Below are 21,253 nucleotides of genomic sequence, written 5' to 3' on the forward strand. Positions count from 1 at the left end.
GCCCTCTGGCGGGCTTCTCCTCACCACCACACCACCGCGCGGGGGGTGGCGGCGCGCCACACCCCGCGCGCGCGCGCGGGCGCCCCGGGGGGGGGGGGGCCCCCCCCCCCCCCCCCGCCTTCGTGTGTGCGGATCCGGACGACGTCAGCCGGTGTGCTTGCTGTGGTCGGTCCCGATCTCCTCCTCGCCGCCCAGCGTGGTCTGCAGCGTCTTGACCACCACGTCGTCGCCGACGGCGACCCACTTGCGGCCGACGAGGTAGAAACCGCCGTAGTCCTTGGCGTCGTTGATCCACTCGCGCTGGCCGCGGTCGGTGGCGAAGGTGGCGAAGACGAACTTGCCGGCCGCGTTCTTGCAGATGGCCTGGCGGACCTCGTCGGAGTCGATCTGCATGTCCGGGGTGCACTTCACCTTGGCGGCCAGGCTCTCCAGGCTGCCGGTGGCGGTCACCGGAATCTTCGCCTCCGCGCTGCTGTCACCGGATCCACAGCCCGCCAGCGCCAGTACGGCCGCCGCGCCGGCCACGGCGAGCATCGGTCGGGTCAACCTCATCTGTTCCTCCGGTCGCGTTGCCGGCCCCGGGAATGCCTTCGGGGCCCTCCCCTTCGATACGGCTGTGGGGTGCGGGGCGCTCAATTCGCATAGGGGTCCAGGATGCCGTGGTCACCCGGGTGGCGGTGACCTACAAACGGTTCGCTCGTTCTTCAGGACGTGCAGTCACAGGATGTAGCTCAGCGTCACGCAGCAGCCTCCGCCGGAGCCCTGGGTCCGGCCGTCGATGTCGAGCAGGCCGAGGCCGCGCTCGTCGAGCACTATCCACGGCTGGTCCGGCTCGCCTATCTGGTGCTGCCGCCGGGCCTGGCCCGGGGCCGCCGCGTCCTGACCGCGCACTCCCTGGTCCAGCGGGCACTGCCGCGCGGCCGTAAGCAGGCCCCGGTGATCCCGGCCCAGTCCACCGGGCGGGACACCGACCCCGGGTACGCCCTGGTCCGCCTCGAAGTGGTGCGCACGGCGCTGGAGGCGGGCCTGCCGCTCAGGCTGACCGCATGGCCCAAGCGGGCGCAGCTGCCACCGCTGCTCCCCCAGGTGTGGGGCCTCAGGCTCTTCCCGCGCTCCGGCGGCGCCGACGAACTCGCCCTGGACCAGCGCCTCGCCACCCTGTCCGGCCCGGCCCGCGCCGCCTATGCCCTGCGCGGTCTCGAACAGCTCCCCGACGGCGAGGTCCGCAAGGTCCTCCGGGCGGCCGGGGTGGAGCACCCGGACGACGCGCTCGCCGAGGCGAACGGCGTACCGGCCGAGTACCCGCTGCTCGACTCCGCCGAGTTCGACCCCTGTTCTCTGCAGGCCCGGCCCACCGATCTGATGCGGCGCCGCCAGCACACCAAGGCCGCGCTGGCCGCCGCGGCCGCGCTCGCGGTGTGCGGGGCGCTGGTCGCACTGCCGGGCGGCGGCTGGGGCGCCGACGGCGCGGCGGCGCCGGTGTACGCGCAGAACCCGGCCGCCCAGGCCGCCCTGGACCCGGCCCAGCTGACGAAGGCGCCGTCCACCGCCTGGAAGACCGCCGCCCGCACCGACTTCTCCGCCTGGCCCGCGCGCGGCGCCCTCACCGGCGACACCGCGCTGCTGCGCCGCGCCCTCGCCGTCTGGGCCCGCCCCGGCGAGACCGTCCGCGTCTCGGCGACCCCCGGCACGCAGACCGGCGGTCCGGCCGGACCGCCCCAGCTGCTGTACGCGGGCGTCGTCGACAGCGCCCGGGTGGTGATCTTCTACGACGGTCTGCGGATCGCCCGTTACGCCGAGCCGAAGGACGGCACCCAGGGCGCGGCTCTGGACTTCGCCCGCGTCGACGGCGCGACCGGCGTCGAGGCGGAGGCGATGGTGCTGGGCCGTTCCGACGGCAACGTCCGCTATCTGACGGCCCCTTGGGTGACCAAGGCGGCGGAGCGGGACCTGGTGAAACCGACCGCGGGGGCGATGGACCTCGGCCTGACCGACGGGGTGACCGGTCCGCTGGCCAGCTCCGCCCTCCAGCAGGGGGCGTGCACCTCCTGGAACGTGCTCCAGCTGACCGACCCGCAGGGCGTGCACCTCTCGACCGACCTGGGCGAGCTGGTACCGGCCCGCCTCACCGCGGGCCGGCCCGGGTACACCGACGAGGCCTCGGGTGCGAAGGCGCTGCGCGACTGGGCGCCGTTCGCCTGCTCGCTGTCCGCCGAGCGGTCCACCGGAGTGCGCAGCGTCAACGCCTGGGCGTTCGCGGAGCAGCCGCTGCCGGAGGCCAGTGGCGCCGGGGCGTGGGCGTGCACGCGCGCGGAGACCTGGCGGGGCGACGGCACGATGTCGCTGGCCCAGTTCCGGACGCCGGGCAGTCAGTACGGGGCGGTGGCGGCGAAGGGGTCCGACGTGACGGCGTGCGGTCCGCGTGATCCGCACGTGCTGGCCGGGGTGTTGTGGAAGTCTGGGGCCGGGCAGTGGTACCTGCTGGCCGCGGGCAGCAGTGACACGGCCTCGATCCGGGCGACCGGCGGGGTCACCGCGTCGGCTCAGGGGACGCTGCTGGCGGCCAAGGCGAAGCAGGGGGCGCAGGCCGACCTGACGGGGACGCTGGAGGACGGAAGTGGGATCAGCGGGCTGCGGTGAGAACCCCCGCCGAACCTTGCTGACACTTCCGTAAACAAGCTCTGCCCCAGGTCTTCTCACGCTGCTTACCCGTCAGTACATTGACGCCATGTCCAACAAGCAGCCGCAACCGGTGGCGTCCGAGCACATCGCGCTCACGGCCCGCAACGTGTCCTTCGCCTGGCAGGACACCCCGCTGCACTGGGTGCCCGGCGATCCGCTCGCCACCCACACCATCAACGTGCTGCATCTGCTGCTGCCCGCCGGCGAGCGCTGGTTCGTGCACGTCTACAAGCAGGTGCTGCCCCTGATCCGCGACGAGCGGCTGCGCGCGGACGTCGTCGGGTTCATCGGGCAGGAGGCGATGCACTCCCAGGCCCACGACGAGGTGCTCCCCCACCTCAAGGAGCTGGGGCTCGACCCGACGCCGTACACCGCGCAGGTGGACTGGTTCTTCGAGAAGCTGCTCGGCGACCGCACGCTGCCACCGGGCCGGGCGCGCCGCTGGTGGCTCCTCGAACGGGTCGCGCTGATCGCGGCCATCGAGCACTACACCGCCTTCCTCGGCGACTGGGTGCTCAACGCCGACGAACTGGACCGGCGCGGCGCCGACCCGACCATGCTGGACCTGCTGCGCTGGCACGGCGCCGAGGAGGTCGAGCACCGGTCGGTCGCCTTCGACCTGTTCCAGCACGTCGACGGCGGCTACCGGCGGCGGGTGCGGACCTGGGCGACGGCGTTCACGGCGATCGTGTTCCTGTGGCAACGCGGCGCCCGCTTCTTCATGGCGAACGACCCGACGCTCCTCGAAGGCCGGGCCCGGCTCCGGGACTTCTATCTCGCCGGCCGACGCGGCACCCTGCCCACCACCGGCAACATGCTCAGGTCCATACCGAGATACCTGGGCCGCGGCTACCACCCCTCCCAGGAGGGCTCCACCGCCCAGGCGGTCGCCTACCTCGCCTCCTCCCCCGCCGCGCTGGCCGCGGAGCACGCCGAGAAGGGGGCCGCGTGATGCCGAGGCTGCGGACCGTCGTCGCGCTCGCGGGCGCCGCGCTGCTCGTCAAGCGGGCCATGAGACGCCGTATCGAGGTCTCCCCGCTGTGGCCGATGCCGGCCCTGGACCCGCCGACCTCCGGACAGCCGCGCTCCCGGGCGCTGCGGCTGCGGGTCGCCTCGCGCGAGACGGTCGCGGACGAGGTCGTCCAACTACGCCTGGAGGGAGAGCGGTTGCCGGGCTGGGAGCCGGGGGCGCATCTCGACGTGGTGCTGCCGTCGGGACTGGTCCGGCAGTACTCGCTCTGCGGGGACCCGGCGGACACCTCGTCGTACACGATCGCCACGCGGCTGGTCACGGACGGACGGGGCGGTTCCCGGGAGGTCCACGAGCAGCTGGCCGAGGGCATGGAGCTGGAGGTGCGCGGGCCGCGCAACCGCTTCCCCCTCGTCGGGGCCGACGCCTATGTCTTCGTCGCCGGGGGCATCGGCATCACCCCGATCCTGTCGATGGTGCGGGCCGTGCCGGCGGGGGTGGAGTGGCGGCTGCTGTACTCCGGGCGGAGCCGGGCGTCGATGCCGTTCGTGGCGGAGCTGGCCGGGGACGACCGGGTCACGGTCGTCGCGGAGGACGAGGCCGGCCGCCCGGACCTCGACGCGCTGACGGTCCCCGAGGGCGCACTGGTGTACTGCTGCGGTCCGCAGGGGCTGATGGCGGCGGTGGAGGAGCGGTTCCCCGCCGTCCGGCTGGAACGCTTCGCGCCGCACACCGGTGGTGCGGGCGACCAGGAGTTCGAGCTGGAACTGCGGCGCAGCGGGCGGACGGTGACGGTGCCGGCCGACTCGACCGTGCTGGCCGCGGTGCGGGCGGAGCTCCCCGACACCGCGTACTCCTGCGCCCAGGGGTTCTGCGGGACCTGCCGGCAGCGGGTGCTGGCCGGGGAGGTGGAGCACCGGGACGAGCTGCTGACCGACGCGGAGCGTGCCGACTCGATGCTGATCTGCGTATCCCGGGCGCGCGGGGGGAGACTTGTGCTGGATCTGTGAACGCCCACGCCGGGTCAGGTCCGTTGGAGGCCGGATCCGATCGGTAAGGTGTTCGTATGAGTACCGGGGTACGCCGCAGATTGGGAGTCGAGGAGCGGCGGCAGCAGTTGATCGGCGTCGCCCTCGAACTGTTCAGCCGTCGATCGCCCGACGAGGTCTCGATAGACGAGATAGCGTCGGCCGCGGGCATCTCGCGGCCGCTCGTCTACCACTACTTCCCCGGCAAACTCAGCCTGTACGAGGCCGCGTTGAAGCGTGCCTCGGAGGATCTCGCGGGGCGCTTCGCCGAGCCGCAGGAAGGCCCGCTCGGGGCGCGGCTGCTGCGGGTGATGCGGCGCTTCTTCGACTTCGTCGACGAACACGGGCCCGGTTTCGCCGCGCTGATGCGCGGCGGCCCGGCGGTTGGCTCGTCCGCGACCAACGCGCTCATCGACTCCGTACGGCAGGCCGCCTACGAGCAGATCCTCGCGCACCTCGACGTCACCGAGGCGCCGGCCCGACTGGAACTGGTCGTCCGCTCCTGGATCTCCCTCGCCGAGTCGACCGCGCTGATCTGGCTGGACGGCCGGCGCATCCCCCGCGCCGAGCTGGAGGTCCAGCTCGTCCACGACTTCGCGGCGCTGGCCGCGGTCAGCGCCGCCCAGGACCAGGAGATGAGCACCCTGCTGAAGCGGATGGTCAAGGACGAGCCGGGCGACGGCCCGTTCGCGGACCTGGCCGTCCGGCTTCTCGCGTTGGCGGGCTGAGCTGCAGCGCCCCGTAAGGGGCGCGGGGAACTGCGCGACCAGCCACGACGGCGCCGCAGCCGAACGACTGCACACCACGGCGCTTGCAGCGAAGCGTTCAGCCCTCGTACTTCCGGTACGACGGGTCCAGATCGCGGACCTCCGCCGACGCGTGCAGCACGAACCCCTCCGGCTTCAGGTGCTCCCGCAGCAGTTCCAGCGTCGTCTCGGTCAGCTTCGCCTTCGTCTCGTCGGTGCGGCCGGCCAGCAGGCCGAAGGTCACGTGCACGATGACATGCGCCCCATCGGCGTCGTAGCCGAAGGTGGTGTCGTCGGCGGCGCGGAACAGCGTCTTGCAGGCCTCGGGCTTGGCGGCCGCGATCTCGACGACGGCGGTGTGCAGAGCCCTGGCGAAACCCTCCCGGTCGAAGACGGCGTCCGCGGCGGCGGTGTAGTCGACGGTGATCTGCGGCATGGGCCCTCCTGGTCAACGTGGAACTCGCGCCCAGCCTAGTCCGCCAGGCTCAGCGCCAGCAGCGCGACGTCGTCCTCCCGGTCCCGGCCGAAACAGGCCAGGAGGGTGTCACAGAGGGCCTCCAGGCCGGGCAGGGCGCCGACGGCGGCGGCACGGAGTTGTTCCATCGAGACCGTGAGGTCGGTGCCCCGGGTCTCGATCAGGCCGTCGGTGACCATGAGGAGCCGGTCGGTGGGTTCGAGGACCAGCTCGGTGGGCGGCGGGTGCGGCAGGCCCACGCCGAGCAGCGGACCGGAGGCCTTGACGTACTCGGCGCTGCCGTCGTCACCGAGTATCAGCGGCGGGATGTGACCGGCGTTGGCGATGCGGGTGCGCCCGGTCCGCGGATCGATCAGGGCCAGGCAGACGGTGGCCGTGACCTCGGCGTGGTAGTGCTGGAGCAGCCGGTCGAGCCGTTCGGCGAGCGCGGCCGGGTCGCTCTCCGCGAGGCAGTAGGCGCGCAGCGCGTGCCGCAGTTCGACCATGACGGTGGCCGCGTCCAGCGAGTGCCCGACGACGTCCCCCACCGCGGTGAGCACTCCGTCGCCGACCCGCAGGGCCGCGTAGAAGTCGCCGCCGATCTCCGTCTCCTGGGAGGCGGGCTCGTAACGCACCGCTATGTCGACGCCCGGCAGCTCGGGCAGCTGGTGCGGGCGGGGCAGGAAGCTGTGCTGGAGGGTGAGCGCGACGTGCCGCTCCACCTGGTACATGAGCAGCGGCTCGGCGGCGAGCGCGGTGGCCTGGGCCAGCTGGGCCAGCAGCGCCTCGTTCTCGGGGCTGACCCGGCGTCGGCCGCGGGTGGGGGTGGCCAGGCAGACCGGCACCTTGCCGTCCTGGGTGAGGACCAGCGTCAGCCGGGCGTCGTGCTGCACCCCGGGCCGGAAGAACCCGGTGGGCCACAGCGGCGCCGGCACGGTGGTGATCTGGACCCCGCACTGTCTCCGGGTGAGCCGCCGCAGCAGCTCGGCGACGTCCCGGTGGGCGCCCTCGTCGGGCAGGGCGAGGGAGGTGCGCTCCCGGCTCAGGCCGCGGTACAGCTCGCCGTCCCGGTCGAGGACGAAGACGGCGGCGGGGCAGCCGAGCAGCCGTGCGGCGCCGTCCGCCGTGGCATCGGTCAGTTCGTGCAGCGAGCGCGCCGACTGGATGGTGACGATCGTCTCCGAAAGCTGCCTGAGCCGTCGTACCAGCGCCTGGTCGTCGGCGCGCAGCCGGGCGGCGCGGACCGCGGCCCGGACCGCGGCCTCGATGTCCTCCGGTTCGGCGGGCACCGTCAGATACGCCTCGGCGCCCGTCTCCAGCCCCGGGCAGCGGTCCGCCGGGACGGCGGAGAGCGCCGAGAAGTGCACGACGGGCAGGCCGGCCATGTGCGGCCGCTCCTTGAGCCGGCGGCACAGCTCGAAGCCGCTCATGTCCGGCAGGTGCACGTCGATGAGGGCCACGTCGGGCAGCCGGCCCTTGCGCAGCCGTACGTCGAGTTCGGTGAGCGCCTCCTGACCGCGGCCGACCGCAACGACCTCGTGGCCGGCCCGGCGCAGCACGGTGCCCATCGCGTACCGGCTCGCGGCCTCGTCGTCCACGATCAGCACGGTGGTGTCGGTGAGGTTGCCGTTGACGTCCATTTACCAGCCCCTGGACAACGCCGGTGGGGCAGCACCCGGTTCCGGGCCTGCCCCACCAAAGTAGTGCGGATGTCACGTGGTCCGGGAGAACACCGCCACAGTGCGTCCCGGAACGATGAACGTACCCGCTCCCCGCTCGTACGATGCGGACTTGACGACGGGATCGGCGCCCGCCGCCTGCACCGGGTGCAGCCGGTAACCGGTCCCGGCCAGCGCGCCCACCCGCTGCTCCTGCCGCTGCGGCGTCGCGTTGAACACGACGACGAGGTCACCGAGTTCCATGGTGATCACACCGGGTGTCTCGTCCTTCCCGGACAGCGGGAACGAGAGCTTCGACTGCACCTGGCCAGCCGTGTCCAGCGAGAACACGCTGTCGGTCGTACGGATTCTCAGTAGATCGCGGTAGGCGGCCGAGGCTCCGTCGATCTCCGCGCAGCCGACCCGCACCGAACTCAGCAACGGCTTGGCGTACGGCCACTTGGACGCGTTGTCGGCGGCCATGGGCAGCCCGCGCCCGAAGCCGTTGCCGTCGGAGCAGTTCCAGTGGATGGCGTTGAACCAGTCGCCGCTGTCGAAGGAGTTGCGGTCCAGGGACTTGGAGCGGAGGAGGTCCGTACCCGCCTGGGAGAGCGACGGGCCCTGCGACAGGGCTGCCGTGGCCATCGCCAGGACCTGCATCCTGGCCCGGTCGGAGGCGCTCGTGGTGGCGGGCAGCTTGTACGTCAGCGCGTCGAAGAGCGACTCGTTGTCGTGCGCGTCGACATAGGCGAGGGCGTCGCCGGGCGCGTCCGCGTAACCGGCGGGCGAGCCGTTGTAGTCGACCTCGGCGCCGCTGACCTCCTTGCCGTCGGTGTCGGTGAACCGGTACCTGGCGAGGTTGCCGCTCAGGCCGACCTTGATCAGGTCCTGGTAGTGCAGCAGCCGGGCCTTCTGCTCGGCCGGAGTGCCGTTGGCCGTGGACGTGTTGGGGTCGGTGTAGAGCCCGGACGCGAAGCCCTGGACGCCGGGGTCCTCGTCGAAGGGGCTGCCACCGCGTACGGCGTCCCGGGCGCGGTCGGAGAAGGTGGCGATGCCGGTGCCGGCCATGTTGGCCTGGGTGGCCTGCACGAACCGGGCGTCGTTGGCGACCTCGCCGAAGTTCCAGCCCTCTCCGTAGAGAATGATCTTCTTGCCGTCGACGCCGTCCTTCTTCAGGGTCAGCGCGTCCAGGGCCTTCCTGACCGCCAGGATGTTGGCCTTCGGGTGGTGGCCCATCAGGTCGAAGCGGAAGCCGTCGACCTTGTACTCCTTGGCCCAGGTGACGATCGAGTCGACCACCAGCTTGCCCATCATGGCGTTCTCGGGCGCGGTGTTGGCACAGCAGGTGCTGTTCGCGACCGAGCCGTCGGCGAGCAGTCGCTGGTAGTAGCCGGGCACGATCTTGTCGAAGACGGACGTGTCCGCCTGCCCGCTCGCCGCGGTGTGGTTGTAGACGACGTCCATGACGACCCGCAGGCCGTCCTGGTTCAGCGACTTGACCATCTGCCGGAACTGGACCGTGCGGGCGGTGCCGTCGGGGTCGGTGGCGTACGACCCCTCGGGGACCGTGAAGTGGTAGGGGTCGTACCCCCAGTTGTAGGCGTCCTTGGCGGCGGTCGCGGCGACGCACTCCTGCTGCCGGTCGGAGTCGGCCGGGTAGGAGGCGAGGTCGCAGCCGGGGCTCGCCTGGTCGGCCTTCTTCTCGGGCACGGTGGCGAAGTCGAAGGCCGGGAGGAGATGGACGTACGACGTCCCGGACTTGGCGAGTGCGCGCAGGTGCCTGGAGCCGTCGCTGCCCTTGTCGGTGAAGGCCAGATACGTGCCCCGCTCGGCGGCCGGGACCGTGGAGTCCGCCACCGAGTAGTCCCGGACGTGCAGCTCCTGGATCTGGGCGTCCTTCAGCGGCACGGCCTTGGGCTTGGTGTAGGTCGACCAGCCGCCCGGGGCGAGCGACCTGTCGTCCAGGTCGACGACGAGACTGCGCTCGGAGTTCGCGGTGAGGGCGACCGAATAGGGGTCGGTGACCTTGTTGGTCACCAGCTTCCGGACGCTGGGCGCCCAGACCTTCACGACGTACCGGTAGGGCTTGTTCTTCCAGGACGCGGGGCCGGTCACGGACCAGACGCCGGTGGCGGGGCTCCGCTTCATGGCCACGGTGGAGCCGTCGATTTCGAGGCGCACGCTCTGTGCGGTCGGCGCCCAGACGGAGAGGGTCGGCTTCCCGCGGTGGAAGACCGGACCGAGACCCGCCGTCGTCGCCTTGGCGTACACGTCGTCGAGCACCCCGGCGGTCTGTACCCCGGTCGCGGCCAGCACCGCGCCGTTCGCGGCCCGCTGGGAGGCGACGAGCTGCCCGTCGAGCGCCTCGCGCACCCGGCCCCGGTCGCGTGGGTCGACCGACCAGGCCGTGTAGTCCTTCAGGTGCGGGAACTTGGCCTTCTGGGCGTCGGTGAGCGTGGTCTTCGTCAGCCGCAGCCACCGCTCGTCGTCGCTGGTCAGCGTCCCGTCCGCGACGGCGATCGAACCGTCGTGGGAGGAGAGGAGCTGGGTGGAGGCGGCCCCGTCGACGCCGTCCCAGGCGACCGTGTCCCGGTCGATCCAGATCGCCTTGGAGGTGGTCAGGTCGAGAGCGGCCGCGCTGCCCGCGGGCTGCGGGAGCAGGTACTTCTCCTGGCCGTTCAACAGCCACACCTCGTGGCCGTCGGCCTTGAGGTCCAGGGACTGGTCGGCGGAGACGTCCTTGTCGTCACCGTTGTGGATGATGTAGCTGAGGCTGGTGGCACCCTCGGTGAGCGGTACCTCGAAGACCGCGCCATAGGCGTCGGTCCGCACCGGCTTCAGGGGGCTCGACCAGTCGGTGGGGTTCGCGGCGCCCGTCCAGACGTGCAGGCCCCAGCCGTCGTAGTTCCCGTCGGCGCGGTGGTAGTGGATGACCGCCTTGGTGGAGTCCTGGGCGGGGTATTCGGGTCTCGTTGTCAGTACGTCCGCCTTCCCCTGCTCGATCCAGACCTCGCCCGTCTTGGTGACGTCGATGGAGCGGTCGGCGGAGACGTCCTTGTTGCCGTCCTTGTCGACGACGAGGAAGCCGACGTTCGAGGCACCGGACTTCAGCTTGACGTAGGCGAAGGCGCCGTACGCGTCGCGGCCGACGAACGGGTGACCGGCGGGCCAGGTGGTCGCCTCGCCGTCGGCGATGTCGCCCCAGGCGTACAGGCCCCAGTCGGCGTAGTCGCCGTCGGTGCGCTTGTAGTGGACGATCGCGTAGTCGCGGGATGAGGCGGTGGGGGTCTCGGGGGCGGGCGGGGTGCCGGAGGTGCTCCCGGCCGTGGCGGCGGCGCGGTGGCCCGCCGAGTCGACGACGACCGCCTTGTAGCGCAGGGCGGTGCCGGCCGGGACGTCCTCGGCGAGAGTCTGGGTGACCTTGTAGGGGGCGTGGTCGGCGGAGCCGAGGGTGGTCCACCTGCCGTTGCCGACCTGGGCGGCGAAGACGACCCGGTCGAGCTGACCACCGGTGACGTTCGCGGTGAGGTCGACGGTGCCGGTGGCACCGGCGGCCGGGGCGGCGAGGGTGATCTCCGGGCTGGTGGCGGGCTTGGCGAGGGGGCCGGTGGCCTTGTAGACGACGGCGGATCCGGCCGGGACGGTGACGGTCAGCCGGTCCGCGCCGTCGGAGGTCAGGGTGGTGTCGGTGCCGTAGATCGCGCGGTAGCGCATGTCGGCGGAGCCGGTGGTGAAGGCCGCGGTCTTCGGCGTCTCGGCGTTGTTGAAGGCGACGACGTACTCCTGGCCGGTCTTCGCGTCCGTCCGGGTGAACGCGTAGACGCCGGCGCCGTCGGCCGCGTAGCGCTCGGTCTGCACGCCGTCGGCGAGGGCCGGGTTGGCCGCGCGCAGCTTGGAGAGAGCACTGATCTGCCGGTAGAGCGGCGCGCTGGTGTCATAGGCGTCGCTCGCATGCGTGCGGTCGGTGCCGATCTCGTCGTCGTCGAGATAGTCGGCGACCTTCGACGCGAACATCGTCTGCCGGGCGTCCTTGTCCCCGCCCGAGCCGGTGAAGCCCTGCTCGTCGCCGTAGTAGACGACCGGGTTGCCCCGGCTGAGGAACATCAGCTCGTTGGCGAGCCGGTCCTTGGCCAGCAGCTGGGCGTCCGTGGCCTTCGGGTTGTCCTGCTCCAGGAAGTACCCGATCCGGCCCATGTCGTGGTTGCCGAGGAAGGTGACCTGCTCGTAGGCGTTGGCCTTGTCGGTCGTGTACTTGTAGTCGTCGCCGAAGACCGAGGCGAGCTTCTGCGCGCTGCCGCCCTGGGAGGCGTAGGCGCGGGCCGCGTCCTGGAAGGGGAAGTCGAGGGTCGCGTCCAACCGCCCCTGGGTGACGTACCTGGAGGTGACCGAGGTGTCGGCGGAGTAGGTCTCCCCGAACAGGAAGAAGTTCTTACGGCCTTGCTGGGCCGCGTACTTGTCGAGCGCGGTCGCCCACTGGGTCCAGAACTCCATGTTGACGTTCTTCACGGTGTCGATCCGGAAGCCGTCGATGTCGTAGTCCCGCACCCACCGTTCGTAGATCTTCTCCATCCCGCTGACGACCTCGGGACGCTCGGTCCACAGGTCGTCGAGGCCGGAGAAGTCGCCGTAGGTGGCGGATTCGCCGGCGAAGGTCGAGTCGCCCCGGTTGTGGTACATCGTCGGGTCGTTGAGCCAGGACGGCACCTTCGGCTGGCCGGTCACGGTGGGCGTGCGCGGGAAGGAGGCGGCGGAGACGGCCGGGAACTCCTTCTTCCCGTCCGCGTAGTCGGCGTCGTCGAAGGGCCGGCCGCCCTTGGTCAGGTAGGGGAAGGCACCCTTGGAGAGGTAGTCGTACGACTTCTGCTCGTAGTCGACGACGTCGGCGGTGTGGTTGGTGATGACGTCGAAGAAGACCTTCATCCCCTTGGCGTGCGCCTTGGAGATCAGGGTCTCCAGGTCCTTGTTGGTCCCGAAGTGCGGGTCGACCTGGGTGAAGTCGGTGATCCAGTAACCGTGGTAGCCGGCCGAGGCGTTGCTGCCCGTGCCCTGTACCGGCCTGTTCTTGAAGATCGGGGCCATCCAGAGGGCGGTGGTGCCGAGCCCCTTGATGTAGTCGAGCCGCTTGGTCAGGCCCTTGAGGTCACCGCCCTGGTAGAAGCCCTTGTCGGTGGGGTCGTAGCCGGTGGAGAGGCGGGAGCCGGTGAGGCCGCCCTTGTCGTTTCGGGTGTCGCCGTTGGCGAAACGGTCCGGCATGACGAAGTAGAACTGCTCGCGGGTGTCGTCGTGCCGGGCGGGCTCGGCGGCGAGCTTCGCGTCGGAGGGCGGTGCGGGCGGGGCGGCGGCGTGTGCGGCGAGGGGCTGCACGAGCGCGGCGGCGAGGGCGGCGACGGCGACGGCCGCGACCCGTCTGACATGTATCACCGGTGTGAACTCCTAGCGATGGCGGCTCTGTTGGGTCCGACCCCGCGCGACCGTACCGCCGCCGAAAGGCTTACAGCAAGAGGCTTGCAATTCACAGAAAGAACTTTCAACCATCGTATTGACGTGCCCTTCTCAACTGCCGCACGCTCACGGGTTGTTGAACCCCGTCTCCTTCCTTTCGGAGCCCTCTGGCCCTCTGAACCCTCTGAAGCCCTCGACCCCTTTCGGAGCCGCACATGACCACCAGACACCGACCCCCGGGTGTCCTCCGCCGCACGGCGGGTGCCCTGGCCGCGGGCGCCCTCGCACTGGCCGGCGTGATCGCCCTCCCGGCCTCGCCCGCACAGGCAGACACCACCGCCAAGGGCGATGTGATCGCCAACCTGTGGGAGTGGAACTGGAACTCGATCGCGTCCGAATGCACCGACGTCCTCGGCCCGGCCGGCTACGGCGCGGTCCAGGTCGCCCCGCCCTCCGAGTCCCTCAAGCAGTCCAGCTCCTACTGGTGGGACGTCTACCAGCCGTACTCGTACACCCTGAACAGCCGTTTCGGTACGGCGACCCAGTTCGCGTCGATGGTCAGCACCTGTCACGCGGCGGGCGTGAAGGTCTACACGGACGCGGTGATCAACCACACCGCCGCGCAGACCGGCACCGGCTACGACGGCACCACGCTCACCAGCAAGTACGAGACCCCCGACTGGGACCCGAGCGACTACCACACCTCCGCCGACTGCCCCACCTCCGACCTGACCATCCAGGACTACTCCAACCTCACCCAGGTCCAGAACTGCGAACTGCTCGGCCTGCCGGACCTCAAGACCGGCGCGGACAATGTCCGTTCGGGTCTCGCCGCCTTCCTCAACAAGCAGATCGCGCTGGGCGTCGACGGCTTCCGGGTGGACTCGGCCAAGCACATCCCGGCCACCGACATGGCGGCCATCGTCGCCAAGCTGAACACCACGACGTCCGGTGCGGCGCCGTACGTCTTCGACGAGGTCTACCCGGGCTCGACGCCGCAGCCCAGCGACTACTACGGCTCCGGTGACGTCCTCGACTTCACCTACGCGAGCAAGATGAAGTCGGCGTTCGAGGGCAACATCAGCGACCTGTCCTCGCTGGAGAGCAGCGGCATCCTGCCCGCCGCCAACTCGGTGTCCTTCGTGACCAACCACGACACCGAGCGCAACGGCCTGCACATGAGCTACAAGGACGGCGACAGCTACAAGCTCGCCAACCTCTTCGAACTCGCCTACAAGTGGTCGACGCCGACCGTCTACTCCAGCTGGCAGTGGACGCAGAGCGACCAGGCGCCGCCGAACTCGGCCGGGTTCGTGACGGACACCGACTGCTCCAACGGCTGGAACTGCCTCGACCGGGACACGGCCGTCGTCGGCATGGTGGCCTGGCACAACGCGGCCGGCAGTGCGGCAATCTCCGACTGGTCGACCAAGTCGTCCTCCGTCATCGGCTTCGGCCGCAGCGGCGCCGGCTTCTTCGCCGTCAACAACGGTTCTTCGTCCGCCACTTACACCTTCGCCACGGGAATGGCGGACGGCACCTACTCCAACGTCGTCGACGGTGGCGCCACCAAGGTCACCGTCTCCGGTGGCAACGCGTCGATCACCATCCCCGCGAAGGACGCGGTCGCCTTCTACAACGCCGAGTACACCTGCACGGTCGGCTGCGACGACTCCGGCAGCGGCGGCGGCTCCACCTCCACGGTGACGGCCACCTTCGACGAGTACGCCTCCACCACCTCGGGCACCAGCGTCTACGTCGTCGGCTCGATCGACGCCCTGGGCGGCTGGGACACCTCGAAGGCGGTCCAGCTGTCGTCCTCCGGCTACCCGATCTGGTCGGGCGCGGTGAACGTGCCGATCAACACGTCCTTCACCTACAAATACCTGCAAAAGGATTCGTCCGGGAACATCACCTGGGAATCAAACGCCAACAGAGCGGCGGCCACGACGACTTCGGCGATCTCGCTGAACAACTCCTGGAACGTGGCGAGCGACTCGGCCACCGACGTCACCTTCAACGAGTACGCCACCACCGACTGGGGCACCAACGTCTACGTCGTCGGCTCGATCGCGTCCCTCGGCTCCTGGAACACCGGCGACGCGATCCCGCTGTCGTCGGAGTCCTACCCGACCTGGAGCAAGCTGGTGATCGTCCCCAAGAGCACGTCCTTCACCTACAAGTACGTGAAGAAGGACAGCTCCGGGAACGTGATGTGGGAGTCGGGCACGAACCGCTCGTACACCACGGGCAGCTCCTCCGGCTACACGACAAGTGACACCTGGAATTAGCGAACGCACGGGAGCCCCGCTCGTCGGCGACGGGCGGGGCTCCGGCGGGGCGGGCACCCCGCGGCACCGGCGGGTGGGAGATTTCTCGGGGTTCCGGTGAACAAATCGGCTGCATCCCGCATCGAACCTTGTGTAGGTCACCAGAGGACGGCGCGGAGAGCGGGTACGGATACCGCCGCCGACCGCGCCGCGGAGCACGAGTGGAGCACCGTCACCGTGAACGATCACCGGAACACCATCGACCGGACCGGCACTGCCGGGCACCGCACCCACCGCAGGACCGGCCGCACGGTGCTCGCCGTGGCTGCCGTCGCCGGCCTGGGGCTCGCCTGGGCGGGCACCGCCGAGGCAGCGAGCCCGAGCGCCGCGAAGTCGACGCCGACCTGCTCCGCCGCCGCGCTCAAGGCCACCTTCGGCCAGCAGCTCGCCGGCGGAATGAACCACCAGGGTGTCGTCATCAGGCTGCGCAACCTCAGCGGCAGGACCTGCGCCCTGCGCGGCTACCCCGGGCTGGGGCTGGAGAACTCCGCGCACCACACGCTCACGACCCACACGCACTGGGGCAGCACCTGGTACGCCAAGGACCCCGGCAAGAAGACCCTGGTCCTCAAGGACGGCGAGAGCGCCGAGGCCGTCGTCGCCTGGACGCACGCCAACACCGGCACCTCGGGCGCGGTGCACGCCTCCTACCTGGAGATCACCCCGCCCGCCGCCACCCAGCACAAGACGCTGGCCTTCCCGCAGTGGGTCGACCACGGCGGCCTCTCGGTCACCGCGCTGGCCAGGCACATCAACGTCACGCCCTGACCACCCGCGCCACGGACGGCGGGGCGCCGGCGTCCGCGCTGCTGTCTAGAGCCGCGCCCCGCCGTCCACGCGCAGTACCGTGCCCGTCACATAGGAGGCGCGGTCGCTGAGCAGCCAGGCTGCGGCCTCGGCGATCTCGGCGGGGTCGGCCGTGCGGCCCAGTGGCGTCGTGGACGTCATGCGGTCGATGACACCGGGGGTGGCCGCCTCCCACGCACGGACCATGTCGGTGAGGGTGCCGCCGGGGGCGATGGCGTTGACGCGGATGCCCTCGGGGCCGTAGGTGACGGCGGCCGACTCGGTGAGGCTGTTGACGGCGCGCTTCAGGGCGCCGTAGACGGGCAGGACCGGGTTGGCGCCCAGGCTGCCGACGGAGGAGTTGTTGACGATGGCGCCCCCGTCAGCGGTGGCGCGGATGGCCTTGACCTCCGCGGCCATGGCGAGCCAGACGCCCTTGAGGTTGACGGCGGTGATGTGGTCGAAGTCGTCCTCGGCGAGTTCGTCCATGGGGCCGGGTTGCTGGATCGTGGCGCCGTTGTTGAAGGCGACGTCCAGGCGGCCGTAGAGCTCCACCGTGCGGTCCACGGCGGCGCGGACGGACTCCGCGTCGGCCAGGTCGCAGACGACGTGGTCCGCGGTGCCGCCGGCCGCCCGGATCTCCTCCGTGACCGTCTTGAGCTGGTCCGCCGTGCGGGCCGCCAGCAGGACCCGGGCGCCCTCGCGGGCGAAGAGCCGGGCGGCGGCCGCGCCGATCCCGCGGCCGGCGCCGCTGATGAAGGCGACCTTGCCGGTCAGCAGGCCTTGGTTCGTCGTGTTGTCCATGTCTTCGAGCCTGCGCCCGGTCCCACGGCCCAGCCAGGCACCGGCAGTACCTGGCTGCGCCCCGCCGCACCGGCGCACACTGGGGGCGTGGACAGGCAAGAACTCGCGGCGTTCCTGCGCAGCCGCCGGGAGCGGATCGCCCCCGCCGAGGTGGGGCTGCCCCGCGGCCCGCGCCGCCGTACGCCCGGGCTGCGGCGCGAGGAGGTGGCGCAGCTGGCGTACATCTCGACCGAGTACTACACCCGTCTTGAGCAGGCTCGGGGGCCACGGCCGTCGCGGGAGGTGCTGGGCGGGCTGGCGCGGGCGCTGCGGCTGTCGGACGCCGAGCGCGGTCATCTGCACCACCTCGCCGGGGCCCCGCCGGGTCCGCCGCCCGGACCCTCGCGCGAGGTCCGGCAGAGCCTCCTCGACCTGCTGCGCCGACTGCCGCAGTCCGCCGCCTTCGTGACGTCGGCGACCCTGGAGGTGCTGGCCTGGAACGATCTCGCGGCCGCCCTCATGGAGGACTTCTCCGCGTTGCCCCCGCGCGACCGCAACCTGGTGCGCCGCGCCTTCCTCACCCCGCGCCCGGGCGGCACGAGGCTCTACGGAGTATCGGACGTCGACGCCTTCGCGCAGCTCTCGGCGCAGCGCCTGAGGGCCGCCGCGGCCCGCTACCCGGACGCCCCCGAGGTGACCGGGCTGGTGGCCGAACTCCGCGCCGGGAGCACGGAGTTCAGGCGGCTTTGGGAGTCGCACGACGTAAGCGCCGAGCCCACCCTGTGCAAGACCTTCCAGCACCCCGTGGTGGGCCCGGTCACCGTCAACTGCGACGCCCTCGACATCACCGACCGGGACCAGCAGATGGTGATCTACACCGCCACCCCGGGCTCACCGTCCGAGGAGGCGCTGCGGCTGCTGTCGGTGATCGGGACCCAGCAGATGGATCAGCAGGTGGACTTCCCGGCGTAGATCGCCAGGGCGGTGTTCGAGGCCAGGGTGGCGGTGAACTGGCCGCTCGCGTCCACCGTCACCGACGTGTTCGCCTGCACGTTGCAGTACGTCCCGGCCGGCAGTGAGGTCTGGTACGTGCGGGTCAGCGAGCCCGTCTCGTGGTTGATGGCGACGTAGCCCTTGACGCCCCGGCCGAAGGCGATCGCGTCGGCGCCGTCGTCCCACCAGTTGGTCACCGACTCGCCGCGTACCGCGTTGCGGAAGGCGACCATGCGGATGATCTCCGGCCAGGCGTGCTGGCACTTCCAGCCGTCCTGCCAGCAGGCGTTGACGGTACCGCCGTTGGGCGGCCCCGCGTCGGCGTCGGTCCACTCGTAGCCGGAGTTGATGTCCGGTGCGCCGTAGGGGTAGGCGAGCATGAAGACGTTGGCGAGGGTGTAGTTGGCGCCGTCCTTGTAGTTGAGCGTGCTGCCGTTGCGCTCGGTGTCGTGGTTGTCGACGAAGACTCCGGCGACCGAGCTGCTCATGTACCCCCAGCCCTCGCCGTAGTTCTTCAGATAGGCGAGGTTCTCGTTGTTGAAGACGCGCTTGAGGTCGTAGGCGTAGCGGAACTCCTGGACGTCCCCGTTGCCGGTGTACTCGGTCGGCTGGACGGCCTCGCCGGCGCCGTAGATGACCTCCTGCTTCCAGTAGACCGACGGGTTGGTGAGCCGGGTCTTGATGTTGGCCAGGTCCTCGGCCGGGATGTGCTTGGCCGCGTCGATCCGGAAGCCGTCGACGCCGAGGCTCAGCAGGTCGTTCATATAGCCGGCGATGGTCTTGCGGACGTACTCCTCGCCGGTGTCCAGGTCGGCGAGGCCGACGAGTTCGCAGTGCTGGACGTTCCAGCGGTCGGAGTAGTTCGAGACCTGCGAGGTGCAGTCGTCGAAGTCGTAGGAGGAGTACAGGCCGGGGTAGTCGTACTTCGTGTACGACGAGCCGCCGGTGCCGGTGCCGCTGCCCGCCGACATGTGGTTGATCACCGTGTCGACGACCACCTTCACACCGGCCGAGTGGCAGGTGTTCACCATGTTCTGGAACGCCGTGCGGTCGCCGAGCCGGCCCGCGATCTTGTACGACACCGGCTGGTACGACGTCCACCACTGCGAGCCCTGTATGTGCTCGGCGGGCGGGGAGACCTGGACGTATCCGTAGCCGGCGGGGCCCAGGGTGGCGGTGCACTCCTTGGCGACCGAGGCGTACTTCCACTCGAAGAGGACGGCGGTGACGTCCTTGGTGCCGGGCGGGGAGGCGGCCGCGACGGACGGGGTCATGACAACGCTACAGGCGGCGAGCGCCAGCGCGGCGGAGAGGGTCTTGGGTGCCATGTGGGGGTTCCTTCGACATTGAAGGCGCCATGGAAGGCTCTTGCTGAAAGGTTGCTGAAACCTTGCGGTTGCGCAGATGTTAAGGGCCCGCTCCCCGGATGGGTAGCGGGCCCTCAGAAGTTGCCGCAAGAAATTACCGAATGACGGTCGGTCAGGCGGTCGTCCACCACACGGTGGTGTCGGCCGGCAGCTTCGCCTCGCCGTCCGCCTCGGTCACCTCACCGCTGGTGAGGAGCACCCGGCCGTACGCCGGAGTGGTCACCGACTCCCCGCCGGTGTTCGCCACGCACACGAACTCCCCGCGCCGGAAGGCGATTACGCCCTCGGGTGCGCGCAGCCACTCCACCGACTCGCCCGCGCCCAGATCGGGTTGTGTACGACGGACGTGCAGCGCGGCGCGGTACAGCTCCAGGGTGGAACCGGCCGTCCCGGTCTGCGCCTCGATGCTCAGCTCGCCCCAGTTCGCGGGCTGCGGAAGCCAGCTGCCCCCGCCGCCGAAGCCGTACGACGAGCCCTCACGCGTCCAGGGGATCGGCACCCGGCAGCCGTCCCGGAAACCGTCCTGTCCGGCGCCGCGGAAGTACGCGGGGTCCTGCCGGACCTCGTCGGGCAGATCGACGACGTCCGGAAGACCCAGCTCCTCGCCCTGGTAGATGTACGCCGATCCGGGCAGCGCCAGCATCAGCAGCGTCGCCGCGCGGGCCCTGCGCAGGCCCAGCTCCCGGTCTCCGGCCGTGCGGATCTGGGTGCCGAGGCCGGGCGGGTTGGCGAACCGGGTGGCGTGCCGGGTGACGTCGTGGTTGGAGAGGACCCAGGTGGCGGGGGCGCCGACCGGGCGCATCGCCTCCAGGGTGCGGTCGATGACGGTGCGCAGTTCCTTCGCGTCCCAGTCGGTGCTCAGGTACTGGAAGTTGAAGGCCTGGTGCAGCTCGTCCGGGCGGACGTAGTGGGCGGTGCGCTCGACGGTCGGGGTCCATGCCTCGGCGACGAAGATCCGCTCGCCGGCGTACTCGTCGAGGACGTGCCGCCACTGCCGGTAGATCTCGTGCACACCGTCCTGGTCGAAGAACGGCATGACATCGTTGCCCAGCAGCTTCAGCTGGTCGGCGCCGCCGAGGTCCGGCAGCCCCGCCGCCTTCACCAGGCCGTGCGCCACGTCGATCCGGAAGCCGTCCACGCCCATGTCCAGCCAGAAGCGCAGGATGGAGCGGAACTCGTCGCCGACGGCCGGGTGTTCCCAGTTGAAGTCGGGCTGCTCGGGGGCGAAGAGATGCAGGTACCACTCCCCGTCCGCGACCCTCGTCCAGGCCGGGCCGCCGAAGATGGACTCCCAGTCGTTGGGCGGGAGTTCGCCGTTCGCGCCCTTGCCCGGACGGAAGTGATACCGCTCCCGCAGCGGCGAGCCGGGGCCCTCCGCCAGCGCCCGCTTGAACCACTCGTGCTGGTCGGAGGAGTGGTTCGGGACCAGGTCGACGATGATCCTGAGGCCCAGCTCATGGGCGTCCCGGATCAGCGCGTCCGCGTCGAGCAGGTTGCCGAACATCGGGTCCACGGCCCGGTAGTCGGCGACGTCGTAGCCGGCGTCGGCCTGCGGGGACGCGTAGAACGGGCTGAGCCACACGGCGTCGACACCGAGGTCGCGCAGATACGGGAGTCTGGACCGTACGCCCTCGAGGTCCCCCATCCCGTCGCCGTTGCTGTCGGCGAAGCTGCGCGGGTAGACCTGGTAGATCACCGCGTCCCGCCACCAGTCGCGGCGACGGGCGACGGTGGTCGTGGCGGTGGCCGGTGCGGCGGATTGCTGCTGGCTCATGGCGTCCTTGATGCGTCGTAACTGGGTCATCGGGTCAGAGGTGGATACGGCGGGTGGGGTGACGAGGCGGCCGCGGTGAAAGCGGGGTCGGATGAACACCGCGGCCGCCACCCCGGGCCCCCCCGGGGGGCGGGCGGGAGAAGCGGTAGGGCGTCGGCCGCGGGGGGGCGGCCCACCACAGCCAGCCCCCCCCCCCACGACGCCCCCAGCGGCGTTTTTTGGGGGCCCGGGGGAGGGAGC

Annotated in this window: 14 protein-coding genes; 7 read left to right on the forward strand and 7 right to left on the reverse strand. The window is 70.8% G+C overall.

Annotated elements, in window-relative coordinates:
• Positions 1-144 precede the first annotated feature (144 nt).
• Positions 145-552 carry a hypothetical protein gene (locus ACWGJB_RS17625; protein ID WP_453381048.1) on the reverse strand — a complete coding sequence of 136 codons (408 nt, stop codon included), beginning with the start codon at positions 550-552 and terminating at the stop codon, positions 145-147.
• Between the two features lie 159 nt (positions 553-711).
• Here ACWGJB_RS17625 and ACWGJB_RS17630 point away from each other — a divergent pair, with 159 nt between their 5' ends.
• From ACWGJB_RS17630 to ACWGJB_RS17645, 4 genes are all read left to right on the forward strand, one after another.
• On the forward strand, positions 712-2,640 hold the full coding sequence (locus ACWGJB_RS17630) for a hypothetical protein (protein WP_453381049.1): 1,929 nt from the start codon (positions 712-714) through the stop codon (positions 2,638-2,640).
• Positions 2,641-2,728: 88 nt separating this feature from the next.
• Complete coding sequence (locus ACWGJB_RS17635; RefSeq protein WP_453381050.1) at positions 2,729-3,634, forward strand: metal-dependent hydrolase; 906 nt, start codon at positions 2,729-2,731, stop codon at positions 3,632-3,634.
• Entirely contained in the window at positions 3,634-4,662 is a 1,029-nt protein-coding gene (locus ACWGJB_RS17640) for a PDR/VanB family oxidoreductase (protein ID WP_453381051.1), read from the forward strand. The genes ACWGJB_RS17635 and ACWGJB_RS17640 overlap by 1 nt, the downstream gene beginning before the upstream one ends.
• 56 nt (positions 4,663-4,718) lie before the next feature.
• The gene (locus ACWGJB_RS17645; protein ID WP_453381052.1) at positions 4,719-5,408 is read left to right on the forward strand and encodes a TetR/AcrR family transcriptional regulator; all 690 of its coding nucleotides are present in this window, start codon (positions 4,719-4,721) and stop codon (positions 5,406-5,408) included.
• A 97-nt stretch (positions 5,409-5,505) separates the two neighbouring features.
• On the opposite strand, the gene ACWGJB_RS17650 is transcribed toward ACWGJB_RS17645, so the two are convergent.
• The 3 genes from ACWGJB_RS17650 to pulA form a co-directional block, all read right to left on the reverse strand.
• Entirely contained in the window at positions 5,506-5,862 is a 357-nt protein-coding gene (locus tag ACWGJB_RS17650; RefSeq protein WP_453381053.1) for a 5-carboxymethyl-2-hydroxymuconate Delta-isomerase, read from the reverse strand.
• 35 nt (positions 5,863-5,897) lie between these two features.
• A complete protein-coding gene (locus ACWGJB_RS17655) occupies positions 5,898-7,520 on the reverse strand; it encodes a SpoIIE family protein phosphatase (RefSeq protein WP_453381054.1) in 1,623 nt (540 codons plus the stop codon).
• Between the two features lie 72 nt (positions 7,521-7,592).
• The gene (gene pulA, locus ACWGJB_RS17660; RefSeq protein ID WP_453381055.1) at positions 7,593-12,959 is read right to left on the reverse strand and encodes a pullulanase-type alpha-1,6-glucosidase; all 5,367 of its coding nucleotides are present in this window, start codon (positions 12,957-12,959) and stop codon (positions 7,593-7,595) included.
• Positions 12,960-13,195: 236 nt separating this feature from the next.
• Between pulA and ACWGJB_RS17665 the strand changes: the two genes are divergently transcribed.
• Both ACWGJB_RS17665 and ACWGJB_RS17670 read left to right on the forward strand, forming a co-directional pair.
• Positions 13,196-15,271, forward strand: coding sequence for a carbohydrate-binding module family 20 domain-containing protein (locus ACWGJB_RS17665; RefSeq protein WP_453381056.1), 2,076 nt, complete (start codon positions 13,196-13,198; stop codon positions 15,269-15,271).
• Between the two features lie 216 nt (positions 15,272-15,487).
• Positions 15,488-16,078 carry a DUF4232 domain-containing protein gene (locus tag ACWGJB_RS17670; protein ID WP_453381057.1) on the forward strand — a complete coding sequence of 197 codons (591 nt, stop codon included), beginning with the start codon at positions 15,488-15,490 and terminating at the stop codon, positions 16,076-16,078.
• A gap of 45 nt (positions 16,079-16,123) precedes the next feature.
• On the opposite strand, the gene ACWGJB_RS17675 is transcribed toward ACWGJB_RS17670, so the two are convergent.
• On the reverse strand, positions 16,124-16,900 hold the full coding sequence (locus ACWGJB_RS17675) for an SDR family NAD(P)-dependent oxidoreductase (protein ID WP_453381058.1): 777 nt from the start codon (positions 16,898-16,900) through the stop codon (positions 16,124-16,126).
• A gap of 87 nt (positions 16,901-16,987) precedes the next feature.
• Here ACWGJB_RS17675 and ACWGJB_RS17680 point away from each other — a divergent pair, with 87 nt between their 5' ends.
• Positions 16,988-17,851 carry a helix-turn-helix transcriptional regulator gene (locus ACWGJB_RS17680; RefSeq protein WP_453381059.1) on the forward strand — a complete coding sequence of 288 codons (864 nt, stop codon included), beginning with the start codon at positions 16,988-16,990 and terminating at the stop codon, positions 17,849-17,851.
• Here ACWGJB_RS17680 and ACWGJB_RS17685 read toward each other — a convergent pair.
• Together ACWGJB_RS17685 and ACWGJB_RS17690 are read right to left on the reverse strand one after the other, a co-directional pair.
• Positions 17,827-19,200, reverse strand: a complete 1,374-nt coding sequence (locus ACWGJB_RS17685; RefSeq protein WP_453381060.1) for an alpha-amylase — start codon at positions 19,198-19,200, stop codon at positions 17,827-17,829. The genes ACWGJB_RS17680 and ACWGJB_RS17685 overlap by 25 nt on opposite strands.
• A 151-nt stretch (positions 19,201-19,351) precedes the next feature.
• Positions 19,352-21,013: a glycoside hydrolase family 13 protein gene (locus tag ACWGJB_RS17690; RefSeq protein ID WP_453381061.1), complete on the reverse strand. Its 1,662-nt coding sequence runs from the start codon at positions 21,011-21,013 to the stop codon at positions 19,352-19,354.
• Positions 21,014-21,253 lie beyond the last annotated feature (240 nt).

The organism is Streptomyces sp. NPDC054813 (genome assembly GCF_053611365.1).